Origin of the sequence: Gordonia sp. 852002-51296_SCH5728562-b, assembly GCF_001665475.1 — a bacterium.
Taxonomy (GTDB): domain Bacteria; phylum Actinomycetota; class Actinomycetes; order Mycobacteriales; family Mycobacteriaceae; genus Gordonia; species Gordonia sputi.
Genome location: NZ_LZMI01000061.1, coordinates 53838 through 67936, shown reverse-complemented (window position 1 = coordinate 67936; position 14099 = coordinate 53838). Strand labels below are relative to the sequence as shown.

The window sequence follows — 14099 nt, the reverse complement described above, 5'->3', positions numbered from 1 at the left end:
GAAGCTCGACCAACGGAAGGGCGCGCTCGACCAGCGCGTCCGGCGGCCCACCCGCAACGCGACGCGGCGGCCGCCCGAAGGTGGCCGCCGCGTGTGGTTCGCGCGTGTGTACCCGCTAAATCAGGCCGGGACGACCAGGCCGGGGCCCTGCTTCGTCGCGGTGGCGAAACGCTCAGCGGCGTCGGCCCAGTTCACGACGTTCCACCAAGCCTTGACGTAGTCAGGCTTGACGTTCTGGTAGTCGAGGTAGAAGGCGTGCTCCCACATGTCGAGCAGCACGATCGGGATGATCGCGGCGGGGATGTTGCCGCTCTGATCGGTGAGCTGCAGGATCACCAGGTTGCCTGCGATGGTGTCGTAACCCAGGATCGCCCAGCCCGAACCCTGCAGCGTGGTGGCAGCGGCGGTGAAGTGCGCCTGGAACTTGTCGAAGCTGCCGAACTGCTGGTCGATCGCGGCGGCAAGGTCGCCTTCCGGCTTGTCGCCACCGTTGGGCGACAGGTTCTTCCAGAAGATGGAGTGGTTGGTGTGACCACCGAGGTGGAAGGCGAGGGTCGCCGAGAGTCCGTAGACCTTTCCGGCGATGCTGCCGTCCTCACGAGCCTCCGCCAGCTTGGCGAGGGTGTCGTTGGCGCCCTTCACATAGGTCGCGTGGTGCTTGTCGTGGTGGAGCTCCATGATCCTGCCGGAGATGTGCGGCTCGAGTGCCGCGTAGTCGTATGGAAGATCCGGCAAGGTGTATTCAGCCACGGGTTTCCTCTCTCTGCTCAAACCGTCGAGTCTGTGCTCAACCTGCGAGCACTCATACCGTCGGGCACTGCTTCGGCTACTGCTCTTGGTCTCGCGCGGGGCCATTACTGAGTGTTGTGGACGCTCGCGCGGGTAGTTCCAGCCTTCCCCAGACAGTGGGGGAATGCAACAAACACGAACCAACAAACCTCAAGTCGAGTTGAAGTAGCGACAGGCGCGTGCAGGCCGGACGGAAGCGAGAAGTGTTGCACCCCAATGAGTTTGGGTCAGTAGAGAATCAGTGCGAAGAGAAGTACCAGCAACGCGACGACGCTGAGTCCAATGGTGACGCACGACTGCCGGACGTTGTAGACCGCGTTCGGAACGCCGCGACGCGTCGGCGCCACTCGTGGTTGTCCCGAAGCGTTGACGGCCATGAAAACCTCGTCCCGAGTTGTCGGTACTCGTTGTTGACTGCGTGTTGCCGGCTGCGTGCTACCAGGACCAAGAATAGTGACTGGCATCACAGCGATGTGCGATTAGCCAGAATAATAGACACACTTCACGCTATGACTCAAATCACGCCGAGGCGGGCCAATCGGACACTGCTCTCGCGTCAGCATCTGTTGACCCGAGTCGACGAGGATGCCATCGAGGTCATCGACCGCATCGTCGGGATCCAGTCGCAGGATCCGTCGAGCGCCTTCTATGCGCTCGCGTCGCGGATCGACGATTTTCGTCCCGATGAGCTCGACGCTCTGCTCACCGACCGCGAAGTGGTCAGGATCGCGCTCCTGCGCAGCACCGTCTTCCTACTCGACGGCCTCGACGCGCGGTGGATTCGTGCTCTGGCGCAGGAGACGATCGACGCCGGGGTGCGGGCGAACCGAAGCCATGCGCTCGTCTCGTCGACGCCCGAGGCGGTCCACGCCGACGCAGCAGAACTACTTCGCGGGCGAGCACTCAGCGGCGCCGAGTTGAAAAGCGCACTGGCGCAACGGCATCCGGACGAAGACTCAGCTGCGCTCGCCGCCCACGCGCGGTGTGGACTGCCGCTCGTCCAGGTGCCCCCGCGCGGACTGTGGAAGGGCAGCGGCGCACCCACCTACCAACTCCTCGACGACTGGATCGGCCCCGGTGAGCCGGCCCTCGTCGGCGACGACGCTCGAAAAGAGTTGATACGCCTGTACCTTCGCGGCTTCGGTCCGGCCTCGCCCAAGGCGATCGCGACGTGGTCGGGGCTCACGCGCCTACGCCCACTGCTCGACGAGATGGCCGCCGATTGGGAACTTGTGGAGTTGGAGGGGCCGTCGGGTGAGGTCCTCTTCGACCTCGACGGCCTCCCACTCGCCGACCCCGACGAGCCTGCGCCGGTGCGGCTGATCGCACCCTTCGACCACATCCTCGTCGCGCAGGCCGACCGCTACCGGATCGCCGACGACGCCGCGTACCGACGCACTGTCACACCCAACGGTCGCTCGCCGGGGTTCGTGCTCGTCGACGGCTGGCTCGCCGGGATGTGGCGCCCTGGCGACGGACCCGACGTCGACGTCGAGTTGTTTTCCGAACCGACCCGGGTGCAGCGCGCAGAACTCGACTCCGAGATCGAGCGCCTCCGGGAGTTCCGGGCGAGCCGCTGACCCACCCGAGCCGCTGACCCACCCGAGCCGCTGACCCACCCGGGCCCCTGACCCACCTGGCTCGCTATCAGTCCCGCCGCGCAGTTCAGTCGCCGGTACGCGGATTGCGTGACGTGATGCAGTACGGCCGCCCGACGGGATCGGCCATCACGGTCCAGTTGTCGAGACGTTCGACGACGCGCGCACCCCAGTCCTCGTGGCGAGCCACCTCCTGCTGCACCGAGTTCGCTGCCAGATCGACGTGCCCGGTGGCCGATGTCGGACCGGCGGAGTCGATTCGCTGCAGCAGGATTCCGACGGCCAGGCGCGGATCACGTTGTAGGCGAACGAGTTCGGGCCGCGAGGTGGCCTGCGTCGGCCTGCCGGTGAGCTGTGCCCAGAACGTGAGTTCGCGGTCGAACAGGCTCGCGGGCACGTCGATGCTCACCTGGTCGATGATGCTGATCGTGTCGTCGGGCCATCGGATCGGTCGCGACCTCGACGACTCGCCCGTCCAATCGACGAGGCAGAAGACGAATCCGGCGGGCGATTCGAGGACGAGGAATTCGCCCAGATCGTCGCGGATGTGTGCGCCGAGTTCGACGGCCTCGAGCGCCGACAGCCTCGGATCGTCGACGTGGAGGTCGAGGTGTACGCCGCCCGGACCCGACCCGACCCGTTGCACACGGAGGTGCGGGTGGCCGCTGAACGGTTCGAGGGTTGCGAATTCGCGGTGATCACCGCGTGGCGGTGACACCGTACTGCCTGCGATCGCACGCCAGAACGTGACCTCGTCGCCGAACTGGTCGGCTGGAAAATCCAGAAACGCCGTGAGCCACCGGATGTCCACGGCTCCCGAGTCTACGGTCGAGACCAGCGTCGCGTCGGGACGTGTCGGACTAGCGCACTAGACTCGATCCAATGAACGGGCCCCTCGGCGAGATCGTCAAGAAGTTCCAGAAATCCCGCGCAGACAAGGTTGCGGTGGTGCGCCTCGATGGCGTCATCGGGCACGTCGGGGCGGGTCGCGGGATGACCATCGACTCGGTCGAGCCGATGCTGAAGCGCGCCTTCGAGACAGAGCACGTCAAGGCGGTCGTGGTCGTCATCAATTCACCGGGCGGGTCACCCGCGCAGTCGGAGTACATCGCCGAGCGCATCAGGCAGCTCTCGTCGGAGAAGGGCGTACCGGTTCTGGCGTTCTGCGAGGACATCGCGGCGTCGGGTGGCTACTGGATCGCGTGCGCGGCCGACGAGATCTTCGCTGCGCACACCTCGCTCGTCGGTTCGATCGGTGTCGTCTCATCGGGCTTCGGCTTCAACGAGGTACTCGACCGGCTCGGGGTGCAGCGTCGGCTCTACACCGCGGGCGACAACAAAGCCCGCCTCGACGCCTTCTCACCCGAGAACGCCGACGACGTCGAATGGCTCAAGGGAATGCAGTCCGAACTGCACCAGGCGTTCATCGCGTGGGTCAAGCAGCGCCGTGGAAAGAAACTCGCCGGCACCGACGAGGAGTTGTTCAACGGCGACATCTGGATCGGCGCGAAGGCCCGCGATGTCGGACTCGTCGACGGCATCGGAGTGATGCGGTCGGTGGTTGCCGAACGCTACCCCGACGTCGAGATCACGGTGATTTCCGCTCCGAAGCCGATCCTCGCTCGATTGCTCAACGGGCCGTCGGGCGCTGCGGCGCTCACCGATGCCGTCGTCTCGGGAGTTCTGTCCGCTGTGGAGAAAACCCAGCGGATCGACTTTCGCTGAGCAACTCGTCCACAGTTGTCCCCACGTTATCCACAGTCCTTGTGATTTCGACTGAGTCCTTCGCGACAACGGCGACAACTTCACTGTCGTGAACAGAATATGCTGGCTGACCTGCGTATCAGTGACCGGGATCACACGTTGTGGGCGCTCGCGCTCAAGTTGTCCACATTTTCACAGCCTCATTCACAGGTTGATACTCACGCGAGTTGCCTCAAGCGACGCTTGTCAAACCCCCATGTGGATAGCGTTATGTAGACATACATAATCAGGTGTGGATGACGTCCGCGAGGCCCGGCACTGTCAAATCGCGCGTCCATTACCTGATCGACCATGTCGAGAAGAGCATCGAGTCCTCACGACGCGGGGTCATCGAGTTCACGCGAGGTGGCAGTTCCGCGTCCGCGTGATGTGCCAACATGGGAACGTGAGCATGGGCGACATTCCACAGGTACCGGTGACCGAGTTGCCGGACGATTTCACCGATCAGCCCGGCCGTGTCCTCCTCGACGTGCGCGAGGACGACGAATGGAACGCGGGCCATGTCCGGGGTGCACTGCACATTCCGCTTGGCGAGATCCCCGGCCGATTGGACGAGATCGACCTGGACTCTGAACTCCTCGTCATCTGCCATTCCAGTGGACGCTCGATGCGTGTCCTGCAGTACCTCGAGCAGGCGGGAATCGACGGCTCGTGCGTGCGCGGCGGGATGCTCGCGTGGATCGAGAACAGCAAGCCGGTGCAGACGGGACCGGGTGACTCCGGAGACGGCGGCACGGCTCCCCCTCAGGACGCGAAGTAGCGGCGCCACGATGTACGACATGTGTCCGCGGTGCCGGATTCAGGCACCGCACCGGGACGGGCGTGAACACTGCCCGCGCTGCGGCGGCAACCTCGTCGTGGTCGAGTCCACGCAGGCGGCCGCGCGGGTCCCGCGCCCACAGAGGCCTCCCACTCCTGCCGCCGGGCCTCCCACCGGGCCACCTGTCATCCGCCGCGTGGCACCGCGCCCCGCCCCGCTGCCGCGTCCACAACAGACGCAGGCGCCTCGTATGTACCGCAGCCGCAACGTGCGCTGGGTGGCACGGCGACCACCCGAATCGTTTCCGCAGCGTCGACAGCAGGTATATCGCGGCCCGCGGCTGATCCCTCGCTACACCTACCTGCCGCGCTGGGGACTACGCGACGATCCCATCGACGAGCATCGGCTCGACGCTCCTGCCGAGCGCGCGTCCGAGACACTGCGAAGTGCGCTCGTGATGTGCGCCGGAGCCCTCGCGGCGTCGGCCGTCGTCCACCTCCTCCGCTACATCCTGCTGGTGATCAACCGGGGCACCCCGCTGCCGTCGTGGTTGATCGTCGCGAGCGCCGCGCTGGTCATCCTCGGCGGACTCGTCGCGCTGATCTCCGTCATCGGCGCCCTCGTCGCCGCTGTGCGGTGGCTGATCGCGGTGCGCGAACACGCCTACCGACACCGCGGACGCCGCGATCCGCGCCCGCTCTGGCAGATCATCGTCTTGGCCGGTATCCCGGTCGTCAACGTGGTCGGGGCTCCGCTGCTGCTGCACGAGGCCGCGAACGCGGCGGCCGACAATTGGCGCGAACGGGGAGTCGCCGGCATCACACGCGCGGCGCTCGACCGCCTCTGGGTCGCGTGGGCGATCGTCAACGCCCTGGCGATCTGGGCGGCGATCACCTGGACGGTCTCGCTGGCTTCCGGCTCGATCCAGACCGGCGCCGACGCCCTCGCGTTGATCACCATCAGTGCAGCGGTCTCGGCGGCGTTCGCGTTCTGGGCGTCGCGGCACCTGCCGAACGTCCTCGTCGCCGTTGAGCCCGTCGTCAAGAAGCGGTGGGTGGCGGTCGCGTGAGCACCGTCGAGAAGGTGTCGCGGTCGGGTAAACCCGCCGTCGTCGCACATCGGGGCGCGTCGTCGCAGGCGCCCGAGCACACCCTCGCCGCATATGAGCTGGCGCTCGACCAGGGCGCCGACGGTCTCGAATGCGACGTCCGGCTCACCGCCGACCATCAACTCGTCTGCATCCACGACCGGACCGTCGACCGCACGTCGAACGGCTCCGGAGTGGTCAGCGAGATGACGCTCGCGGAGCTTCGTGAGCTCGACTTCGGCAGCTGGCACGACGCCGACGCGCCCGCGTCGGTACTCACGCTGCGCGAGTTGCTCACGTTGACCCTCGATTGGCGACGTCCCGTGCGGTTGTTCATCGAGACCAAGCACCCTGTCCGTTTCGGGAGCCTCGTTGAGCAGAAGCTCCTCGAGATGCTGCACGAATTCAGTGTTGCGACACCGCCGTCGGCCGATCACAGTCGCGCCGTCGTCATCTCGTTCTCGTCGGCGGGCGTGTGGCGGATTCGACGTCACGCGCCCATGCTGCCGACGATCCTGCTTGGCGATACGGCCCGGGTCCTGGGCGGTTCTGCGGCGACCGCGGTCGGTGCGACCGGAATCGGTCCGTCGGTCGAGACGCTGCGCATGCACCCCGACATCGTCGACAAGGCCGCAGCCGCGGGCCGCGTCACGTACTGCTGGACGGTCGACGAGCAGGCCGACGTGCAACTCTGCGCAGACCTCGGTGTGCGTTGGGTCGCCACCAACCGGCCGGCCAAGGTCCGTGACTGGCTGGTGACCGTCGACTGACCCCCGACGTGAGAGGGTGGACTCATGGCCAAGAAGAGCAAACGAGGATCCGGTCCGCGTCCCGGGAGTAACCGAGCAGAGCGCGTTGCCGCGCGAAAGGCCCGCGCCGCAGCGACACTCGAGCCCTCACCCCGTCCGTTCGCGGGCCTCGCGGCCGAATGCGATCTGGTGGCACTGCGGTCGTTCGTCAGTTCCGCGACAGCGGTACTCGACCTCATCGAGCCAGGGCCGACATGGCCCGAACCCACGTCGGTGATGCCCGACGACGCGCCCCGTCCCGCCCCCCAACCGGGCGAGCGCAACGAAGTACTGCTGGCAACAATCCTGCCCGGTGCCATCCCCGCGGTGGTTCGCGAATTCCGCACCGCGCCACAGGGAGTCGCGGCAACACAGACCGATCCCGATCCGGCTGACGTGAACTCAGCTCTCGCCCAGTCTATTTCGTGGGCCGCACACGCGCAGCTCGGCGACGAGTACGAGGGTCCGGCTCCCGAGTTCGACGGCACACTCGCCGACGTCCTGAAAGCCGATGCGCCGCTGGACATCATCGTCTACGACGACTTCTCCTGGTGGTTCCCCGATGGCGCGGAGGTGCCCGCAGAGATCGCCCCGATGGTCGAACGCGCCAGCGACACAGTGCTGCCGACGGCAAGGCTGCACCCCAAGAGCGGCGTCGGCGCTCCGTGGTGGGTCGACGCGGGCGATCGCGCACATCTGCGGTGGGTGCGACCAGAAGCCGAGGACGTACTGATGAACGCGCTGGCACGCCTACACGCGGCCGGGCACCTCACGCTCGGTGAGGGCTCGCGGTTCGCCGGCTCGTTCCGTACACACGGCCTGTTGGTGCCCGTCTTCGACCTCGACAACGAGATGCACCACGAAGAGTGGTACCCCGGTCTCGATCAGTTCGACGCCTGGCTCTCCGAAGCACTCACTGACACAAGTGATCTGACCATCGACGAGCGCAGCTCACGAGATGGCCTGCGCACCCGCCAGGTGACGATCCGCTGACCGGTCAGTTCGCCTTCTGGTCGGCCTTCGTCAGGATCACGTACTGTGCAGCCGTCTGTTGGTACACGTCCTTGGGATCGGTGCCGACGAGTTCGGCCACGTACCGGCCGTAGCTGACCTCACACCAGTAGCCAGTGATGTTCTGGGTGACCTCACTCATGCACCGTGCTGCAGGCAGGTTGGGTGGTGCGGGCACAGTCTTCATTCCGCGCGCGCGATTGGAATTCTCGAAGGTGTCCATGATCTTCTTCGCGCCTTCGGGGGTCTTCGCCCGGTAGACGGTGCCCCTATCCATCGCGTTGGCAGTCGATCCGACCTCGTTCAGCAGGCGGAAGTCGGTCGCTGGATCCGAGGAGAAGAACGACATCGATCGCGGTCCGTACACGGCCCGGACGTTACCCGGATTGGGCGTCTTGACCTTTGCGTCCTTGATCTCCTGGTCGGTGTAGGGCAACGCATAGATCAGAATGTGGTTCTGGTCCATCATCAGCACCTTCTTCGGCTGATTGCGCGCCTCCCGTTCAGCCTTGGTCGGGGTGGCCGGGAACTGGTCGATCAGCGCGCTTTGAAGGTCGACGGCCTTCTTGATGGCCGGCTCCAGCTTGTCCTTCTGCGCGTCTGTCGTCTGGTAGTAGGTGTAGAGCACGTAGGTGTTGTGCGCGGTGATGGAGACCAACGCGTCGGTGCCGTCGGTGTTTCCGGGAAGGGAGATGACGCGACTCCCCGACATTCCGTCCGGACGAACCGTGGTGGCCTTCGGGCGCTTGAGGTAGGCGTCGGCCATCTGATTCGCCGCAGCAGTGGCATCGGCGGCGGTCAGATAGCGGGTGACGAAGTTGTTCAGTTCACGTTTCGTTCCGGCCCGGATGGTCTCGTCGGGGGTAGAGGCCGAAACGACGTAACCGTAGAGGATCGCGTCGTTGGCTTTCACATTTGCGACGTCGTCTCCGACAACCACTCGCAGATTGGTGGTGCTGTAGAGAACCTGGGTAGGCAAACCCATGTCGGTGAGGTCGGCGTCGATCTCGAACGGCGCGACGATGTACTGCGCCATACGCTGCGCGTCGTAGGTGACGACCTGGTCTCCGGTGGCCTCACCGAATGGTTTCCGAGGTTCGGTCGGGTACTTGCCGGTGTCGAGAGACTTGACGTCGATGACCGCGTTCGCTGCGGGGTCGGAGTCGCTGACGGCGTTGCCGTCGACGGAACATCCGCTCAGCAGAACAACCGTAGCGAATCCGCTCGCCAGCAGCGTCTTGGGTCCTCGCCGATTACCTCTCATCGTGTTACTCGCCCTCTCAGGTGGTGCGCACTCGGGCCAGCGTGGCCGCGACCGTTCATTCAGTTCGCTCAGCAGGCTATTACACGACGTTCATATGAAGCATGTCCGCGTCATTCACGTCGTCTAGATGGCACAGCGTCGCCGACGGGACGTTAGACTCACGCCCTGTCGGGCCGCAGATTGGTTTTGATCGGCAGTGGTGTACCGACAATGCGGCGCCGTGGCGAATGTGTGCGGCGCGTACACGGATCGGGTTACGGGGACGAGGGAATGCCTACACAGGCGCGGAGCGCGACGGAGCGGAAGTCCGCTACCGGCGACGCGTCGGCCATGAGTCGGTGGACTCGACGTCGGGTTGGCCAAACTGGCTACGCAGTCGGCCCAGCAGGCGTGTGTGCTGGTGCTGGTGTGCGACGCGTCGTCGCCGCTGACGGCCCCGGAGATGGAGTTCGTCCGCGAGGCGTCGTCGACGGTCGACTCGGTCGTCGTGGTGGTGACGAAAACCGACAAGAATCTTCGACGCTGGCGAGAGATCGTCAGCGAGAATGAGCGCCTCCTGACCCGCGAGATCGGCCGTCCGTTCCCGGTTTTCGGGGTGTCGAGCCTTCTCGCGTCGCTGTCGACCGAGCTCGTCGACCCCACAGAGCGGGAGCGGCTGGAGTACGAGAGTGGCATCGCGACGTTGCGCTCCGAACTCACCCGACGACTCGACACCGCAGCCGACCTGCCGGAGGTCGACGCCGTGCGCACCTGCCTCGAAGGTTTGAAAGTGTTGCGCGCCAAGATTTCTCGCGAACTCGACGCCGTGCAGGCCGGCGCCAAGGCGCTACCCGACCTCACCGCTGAGCGCGACAGACTCACCGATCTGGAGGAGCAGGCGCGGGAGTGGGAGCAGTACCTCGCCCGTGACCTCACGTTGCTGCGACAGCAGGCGGTCGACGGTCTCGAACGACGCCTCGACGACGTACGCGACAAGTGGACGCTGTACGTCAACAAGCACGGCATGCAGGTGCTGCGCCGCAGCGAACAGAAGTTCACCGCGGACATGCACGCCGACCTCCAATTGGCGATGGCGCAGACACTCGCGGAGTTCCTGCAGCGACTCCACGACACCGTGGTCGCCCCCCGATTCGCCGACGACCCCACCGTGTGGGAGGAACTGCGCGCACAGATCGTCGAATCCATGCAGGACAAGCGGATCGAGACCCATCAGGTTGCGAGCAAGCGGCACGGCCTGCTCGATCCGACGCTGCTGACCATGGGTGTTGTCGGCTCCTCGACGCTCGGCGGAATTCTCGGACTGAGCGCCCTGATGGGTGTCGGCGTCGTGGTCGGCACGGTGTGGGTCGGCGTGAACCTGGGTTTCCGTGCGATCCGGGCAGGCAAGGCGAACCTGCTGACCTGGCTGCGGGAGACCATCGGCGCGACCAAGGCCGCAACCGGCCGCCTGCTCGACAGTGCCGTTGCACAGTCGCGACCCGAGATCGTCATCCGCTACCGAAACTATCTGCGCGAGAACATCGAGACGCTGCAGAACACGATCAACGAGGTCCAGAAGACAGCGCAATCCGACGCCGCGTCGCGGGAGAAGACCGTGGCCCGCCTGACGTCGAACCTCGAGGTCGTCGACAAGCGGATCGCGTCTGCCGACAAGTACCTGGCGCAGGTGAAACGATGACCGCCTCCGGCAACGATCCGGTGCATGCCGCTCTCGATCGCGGTCTGCGACAACTCGCCGGTCTCGGCGGCGACCTCGTCTCCCACGCCAACTCGATCGGCACCATCCTGTGGTCGCCGCCCCGAGTGGTCATCGTCGGACGCTTGAAAGCAGGCAAGTCGACGCTGGTCAACGCGCTGATCGGGGCGCCCGTCGCCGAGACCGCCGCACTCGAGGCCACCAACGTTGTCACCGTCTACTCCGACGGCAGCCCGTCGCGCGCCGAGATCGTCGGAGTCGACGGCCGACGCCACCGCGTCGCCGTCGCGGCCCATCAGCCGGTCGAGCTACCGCTGCGGTCGGCGGAGATCCAGTTCGTCGAGCGGTGGATGCCGTCGGCGTCGTTGCGCCAGCTCACACTGATTGACACGCCTGGATTGTCGACGTTGACAACCGAAAACGACACGGCGACACGACGTGCGGTGATCGACGGGTTCGAGCAGACACGCACGGCGTCCGTCGACGCCGACGCCGCGGTCTTCCTGTTCGACGCCGCGCCACGCACAGACGAGATCGAGTTCCTCTCCCAGCTGCCGTTCACCCCGCTCAACATGCTCGGAGTGCTGTCGCGAGCCGATTCGTTCGGAGAGGGCGCACTCGGACGGCGCGACCCCATTCCCCACGCCGCCGACCACGCCCGCGTTCTGGCAAAGCAACTGTCGGAGACGGTCAGCGACGTCGTGCCGATCTCCGGGCTCATGGCCCAAACCAGCCACACCGGCATGCTGACCGAAGACCTCGCGTCGGCGTTGGCCCGCCTTGCGCCGCTGTCCAGGCTCGACGTGGTCCGCACCTTCGACAACGACGACGTCCGAAGCGAGCTGCCGCCGCAGGTTCGCGCGCGATTACTCGGTCTGCTCGGGGAGTACGACGTTCTCAACGGTCGCCAGATCGCCGCTCGCGGAGCTGCGGAGCTCAATTCGTGGTTGACCTCGCTGTCGGGCATCGACCAATTGCGTGGCGCGTTGACCACGTCGACAGCCCGGTATGCCGTTCTGCATCGGGCACACCGTATCCTTGCCCGACTTGATCAGTTGGCTTTCACCCATCCGGCGCGCGACCACATCCGGACGCTCACGATGGGACTTCGCAACACACCGGAGTTGCATCTGGTCACCGTGCTCGAGGACTACCAGCGCATGCTGCGTACCGACCCGAACGCGGCGGTCACCGAGGAGTTGCACACCATCCTTCGTGCAACGTCGGTAGCCGGCCAGGTCGGGCTACCCCCATCGGCACCGTCGCATGCGGTGGCCGCAGAGGCGCAGCGTCGTCTGGCGATGGCGCATCAGCGTTCGCTCGCCACGAGTTCGGCGGCCGAGGATGCGGCACTCGTCGCCCTGATCCGCAGCTACACCCCGTTGACCACCCCGACCGCCCCCAGATGAGCAACCGGCTCACGAGCAGCACACAGGACACCCACACGCATATGTCACCGACCTGGATTCTCGCCATCGACTTCGGTACGTCGAATTCCGCTGCCGCGCATTCGGGTGCGACAAGCGGAAGCATCGAGACGCTGTCGCTCTCGCACACGAGCAATCTGATGCCGTCGAGTGTGTATGTCGCGGCCCCCGACCGGATTTCCGTCGGTGAGCCCGCGCGCAACCTCGCGCAGCAGAATCCGACCGGTTTCGTCGCTTCGCCCAAGCGACTGATCACCGGTGCTCCGACGACGGTGATCGCCGGCTACACGATGCCGTCGGCGTTGCCGGTCGCCGCGGTGATGTCGGCGATCATCTCGCGTGGCAAGGCAGCGCACGCGGGGCAGTTGCCGACGCAGGTCGTCTTGACCCACCCCGAGGCGTGGGCCCCGCAGCAGGTCGGAGTGCTCGTCGAGGCGGCGATGCGCGCGGGAATCGACGGCTCACGGATCAGCACTATTTCCGAACCGCGTGCTGCGGCAGCCCATTACAGCCGCTCCCATGCCATGCAGCCGGGTGCGCGGATCGCGGTCTTCGACTTCGGCGGCGGCACCCTCGACATCGCTGTGCTCACCGTGACCGGACCGAACGCCTTCCAGGTGATCGCCGCCCGCGGTGACAACGGCCTCGGCGGCAAGAACATCGATGCGCTGATTCAGCGATGGGTGGAGCAGCGCCTCGCCGATCGCGACCCCGAGTTGGTCGAGTGGCTGCGTCGACGTGCGCCGGTCGACGTCGTGCAGAGCCTGCAGGAGTCCATCCGAAGCGCCAAAGAGCTGCTGTCCGAAGCGCCGTCAGCGACCATCACGATCAACAACACCCCGCAGGGCCGCCAAACCCTACAGATCACCCGCGACGAATTCGACGAGTTGATCGCCCCGGCGGCCGAGCAGGCCTTGCGTCTGACCAGGGCAACACTGCTCGACGCAGGGATCACGCATCCGGAGCAGTTGACCGCCCTGTATCTGACAGGTGGGTCGTCGCGGATCCCGCTGATCCAGCAGCGGCTCGGTGAGGTTGGACCGGTAGCCACGCTCGACGACCCGAAAACCGTTGTGGCACAGGGTGCATTGGTGACGGCGGTCGGTGATCGCGGTGTCGACACCCGTGAGCGGCCGGCTGCTCCCACAGCCGCCGAGTTGATGACACCGCCCACGCAGCAGGCGCCGGGCGGGCGCTACCAGTCCGGTGCATCACAGGCACCGCCGGGACAGCAACGCGTTGCGCCGACACCGTCGCCGACACCGGCGTCGTCGGGTGGACGGAAGTGGGGTCGACTCGCGCTGATCGGTGTGGCGGTCGTTGCGTTGATCGGCATCGTGGTCGGTGGTATCGCCCTCGTGAACCGTAGTAGCGGAGATGACAACCCGAATCAGGCGGCCGGAAGCTCGACGGCCGCCGCGCAGACTGCTGCGAATGGTAGTGCGATCATCACCGATGAGAAGCAGCTCTACAACCTGCTGCCGTCCGCATTGCAGGATGGCGTCGAGGATTGCCGCAAGAGCGACTTCACCCAGAGCGGTGCGCTCACCTTGATGTGCAACATCAAGAAGGACGGGTCGTTGGCGTCGTTCTTCGCGAAGCAGTCCTACGGGGGAATCGACGCGTTCATCAGTTTCTACTCCGACTCGACCAAGGTGCAGAGCACCATCACGTCGCTCCGGAACGGAACCCTGAGCAACGGCAAGGGAACCCTTGTGGAGGACTCTGCGCGCGTGTCCGCAGCGGAAATCGCCGACGACACTGCCACCAAGTCCGCCACCGCGACCTACGCGAACACGTCCAACAACCTGGGGATGACCATATTCGGGCTCGCGTCGATCGACGACGGCAAGACATTTCTGAGTCGCTCCGGATTGATTTCCTAGAACGCGGAACATTCCACGCATCCGGTCGC

General features: G+C 65.6%; 13 protein-coding genes. 9 read left to right on the top strand and 4 right to left on the bottom strand.

The genetic code is table 11. From position 1 onward, the window contains the following. Positions 1–120 precede the first annotated feature (120 nt). Together A5766_RS10935 and A5766_RS24685 are read right to left on the bottom strand one after the other, a co-directional pair. Entirely contained in the window at positions 121–750 is a 630-nt protein-coding gene (locus A5766_RS10935; RefSeq protein ID WP_005206140.1) for a superoxide dismutase, read from the bottom strand. 266 nt (positions 751–1016) lie between these two features. Continuing rightward, on the bottom strand, positions 1017–1166 hold the full coding sequence (locus A5766_RS24685; RefSeq protein WP_168431376.1) for a hypothetical protein: 150 nt from the start codon (positions 1164–1166) through the stop codon (positions 1017–1019). 132 nt (positions 1167–1298) lie between these two features. On the opposite strand from A5766_RS24685, the gene A5766_RS10930 reads away from it, so the two are divergent. Then, positions 1299–2369, top strand: a complete 1071-nt coding sequence (locus A5766_RS10930) for a winged helix DNA-binding domain-containing protein (protein WP_064865373.1) — start codon at positions 1299–1301, stop codon at positions 2367–2369. An 85-nt stretch (positions 2370–2454) separates the two neighbouring features. Here A5766_RS10930 and A5766_RS10925 read toward each other — a convergent pair whose 3' ends face one another. Beyond that, on the bottom strand, positions 2455–3198 hold the full coding sequence (locus tag A5766_RS10925) for a VOC family protein (RefSeq protein WP_005206146.1): 744 nt from the start codon (positions 3196–3198) through the stop codon (positions 2455–2457). 71 nt (positions 3199–3269) lie between these two features. On the opposite strand from A5766_RS10925, the gene A5766_RS10920 reads away from it, so the two are divergent. The 5 genes from A5766_RS10920 (at position 3270) to A5766_RS10900 (ending at position 7779) form a co-directional block, all read left to right on the top strand. After that, positions 3270–4112 (top strand): S49 family peptidase, encoded by an 843-nt coding sequence (locus A5766_RS10920; RefSeq protein WP_064904721.1) that lies wholly within the window; start codon positions 3270–3272, stop codon positions 4110–4112. Between the two features lie 430 nt (positions 4113–4542). Further along, positions 4543–4911 carry a rhodanese-like domain-containing protein gene (locus tag A5766_RS10915; protein WP_064904754.1) on the top strand — a complete coding sequence of 123 codons (369 nt, stop codon included), beginning with the start codon at positions 4543–4545 and terminating at the stop codon, positions 4909–4911. 196 nt (positions 4912–5107) lie between these two features. Continuing rightward, a complete protein-coding gene (locus A5766_RS10910) occupies positions 5108–5980 on the top strand; it encodes a DUF4328 domain-containing protein (protein WP_313318497.1) in 873 nt (290 codons plus the stop codon). Then, positions 5977–6768 carry a glycerophosphodiester phosphodiesterase gene (locus A5766_RS10905; protein ID WP_064904751.1) on the top strand — a complete coding sequence of 264 codons (792 nt, stop codon included), beginning with the start codon at positions 5977–5979 and terminating at the stop codon, positions 6766–6768. Before A5766_RS10910 ends, A5766_RS10905 begins: the two co-directional genes overlap by 4 nt. 24 nt (positions 6769–6792) lie before the next feature. After that, on the top strand, positions 6793–7779 hold the full coding sequence (locus tag A5766_RS10900) for a DUF5926 family protein (protein WP_064904717.1): 987 nt from the start codon (positions 6793–6795) through the stop codon (positions 7777–7779). Between the two features lie 4 nt (positions 7780–7783). On the opposite strand, the gene A5766_RS10895 is transcribed toward A5766_RS10900, so the two are convergent. Then, positions 7784–9061, bottom strand: coding sequence for a DUF7373 family lipoprotein (locus A5766_RS10895; protein ID WP_064904714.1), 1278 nt, complete (start codon positions 9059–9061; stop codon positions 7784–7786). A 355-nt stretch (positions 9062–9416) separates the two neighbouring features. Between A5766_RS10895 and A5766_RS10890 the strand changes: the two genes are divergently transcribed. From A5766_RS10890 to A5766_RS10880, 3 genes are read left to right on the top strand one after another with little or no spacing between them, the layout of a single operon-like run. After that, the gene (locus tag A5766_RS10890; RefSeq protein ID WP_231894618.1) at positions 9417–10739 is read left to right on the top strand and encodes a hypothetical protein; all 1323 of its coding nucleotides are present in this window, start codon (positions 9417–9419) and stop codon (positions 10737–10739) included. Continuing rightward, entirely contained in the window at positions 10736–12166 is a 1431-nt protein-coding gene (locus tag A5766_RS10885; protein WP_064904712.1) for a GTPase, read from the top strand. Before A5766_RS10890 ends, A5766_RS10885 begins: the two co-directional genes overlap by 4 nt. Then, positions 12163–14070, top strand: a complete 1908-nt coding sequence (locus tag A5766_RS10880) for an Hsp70 family protein (RefSeq protein WP_005206171.1) — start codon at positions 12163–12165, stop codon at positions 14068–14070. The genes A5766_RS10885 and A5766_RS10880 overlap by 4 nt, the downstream gene beginning before the upstream one ends. Positions 14071–14099 lie beyond the last annotated feature (29 nt).

Coding starts and splice junctions, on each gene's coding strand:
- A5766_RS24685 (WP_168431376.1), bottom strand. CDS start 1,166: ATGGCCGTCAACGCTTCGGGACAACCACGAGTGGCGCCGACGCGTCGC.
- A5766_RS10930 (WP_064865373.1), top strand. CDS start 1,299: ATGACTCAAATCACGCCGAGGCGGGCCAATCGGACACTGCTCTCGCGT.
- A5766_RS10920 (WP_064904721.1), top strand. CDS start 3,270: ATGAACGGGCCCCTCGGCGAGATCGTCAAGAAGTTCCAGAAATCCCGC.
- A5766_RS10915 (WP_064904754.1), top strand. CDS start 4,543: ATGGGCGACATTCCACAGGTACCGGTGACCGAGTTGCCGGACGATTTC.
- A5766_RS10900 (WP_064904717.1), top strand. CDS start 6,793: ATGGCCAAGAAGAGCAAACGAGGATCCGGTCCGCGTCCCGGGAGTAAC.
- A5766_RS10895 (WP_064904714.1), bottom strand. CDS start 9,061: ATGAGAGGTAATCGGCGAGGACCCAAGACGCTGCTGGCGAGCGGATTC.
- A5766_RS10885 (WP_064904712.1), top strand. CDS start 10,736: ATGACCGCCTCCGGCAACGATCCGGTGCATGCCGCTCTCGATCGCGGT.
- A5766_RS10880 (WP_005206171.1), top strand. CDS start 12,163: ATGAGCAACCGGCTCACGAGCAGCACACAGGACACCCACACGCATATG.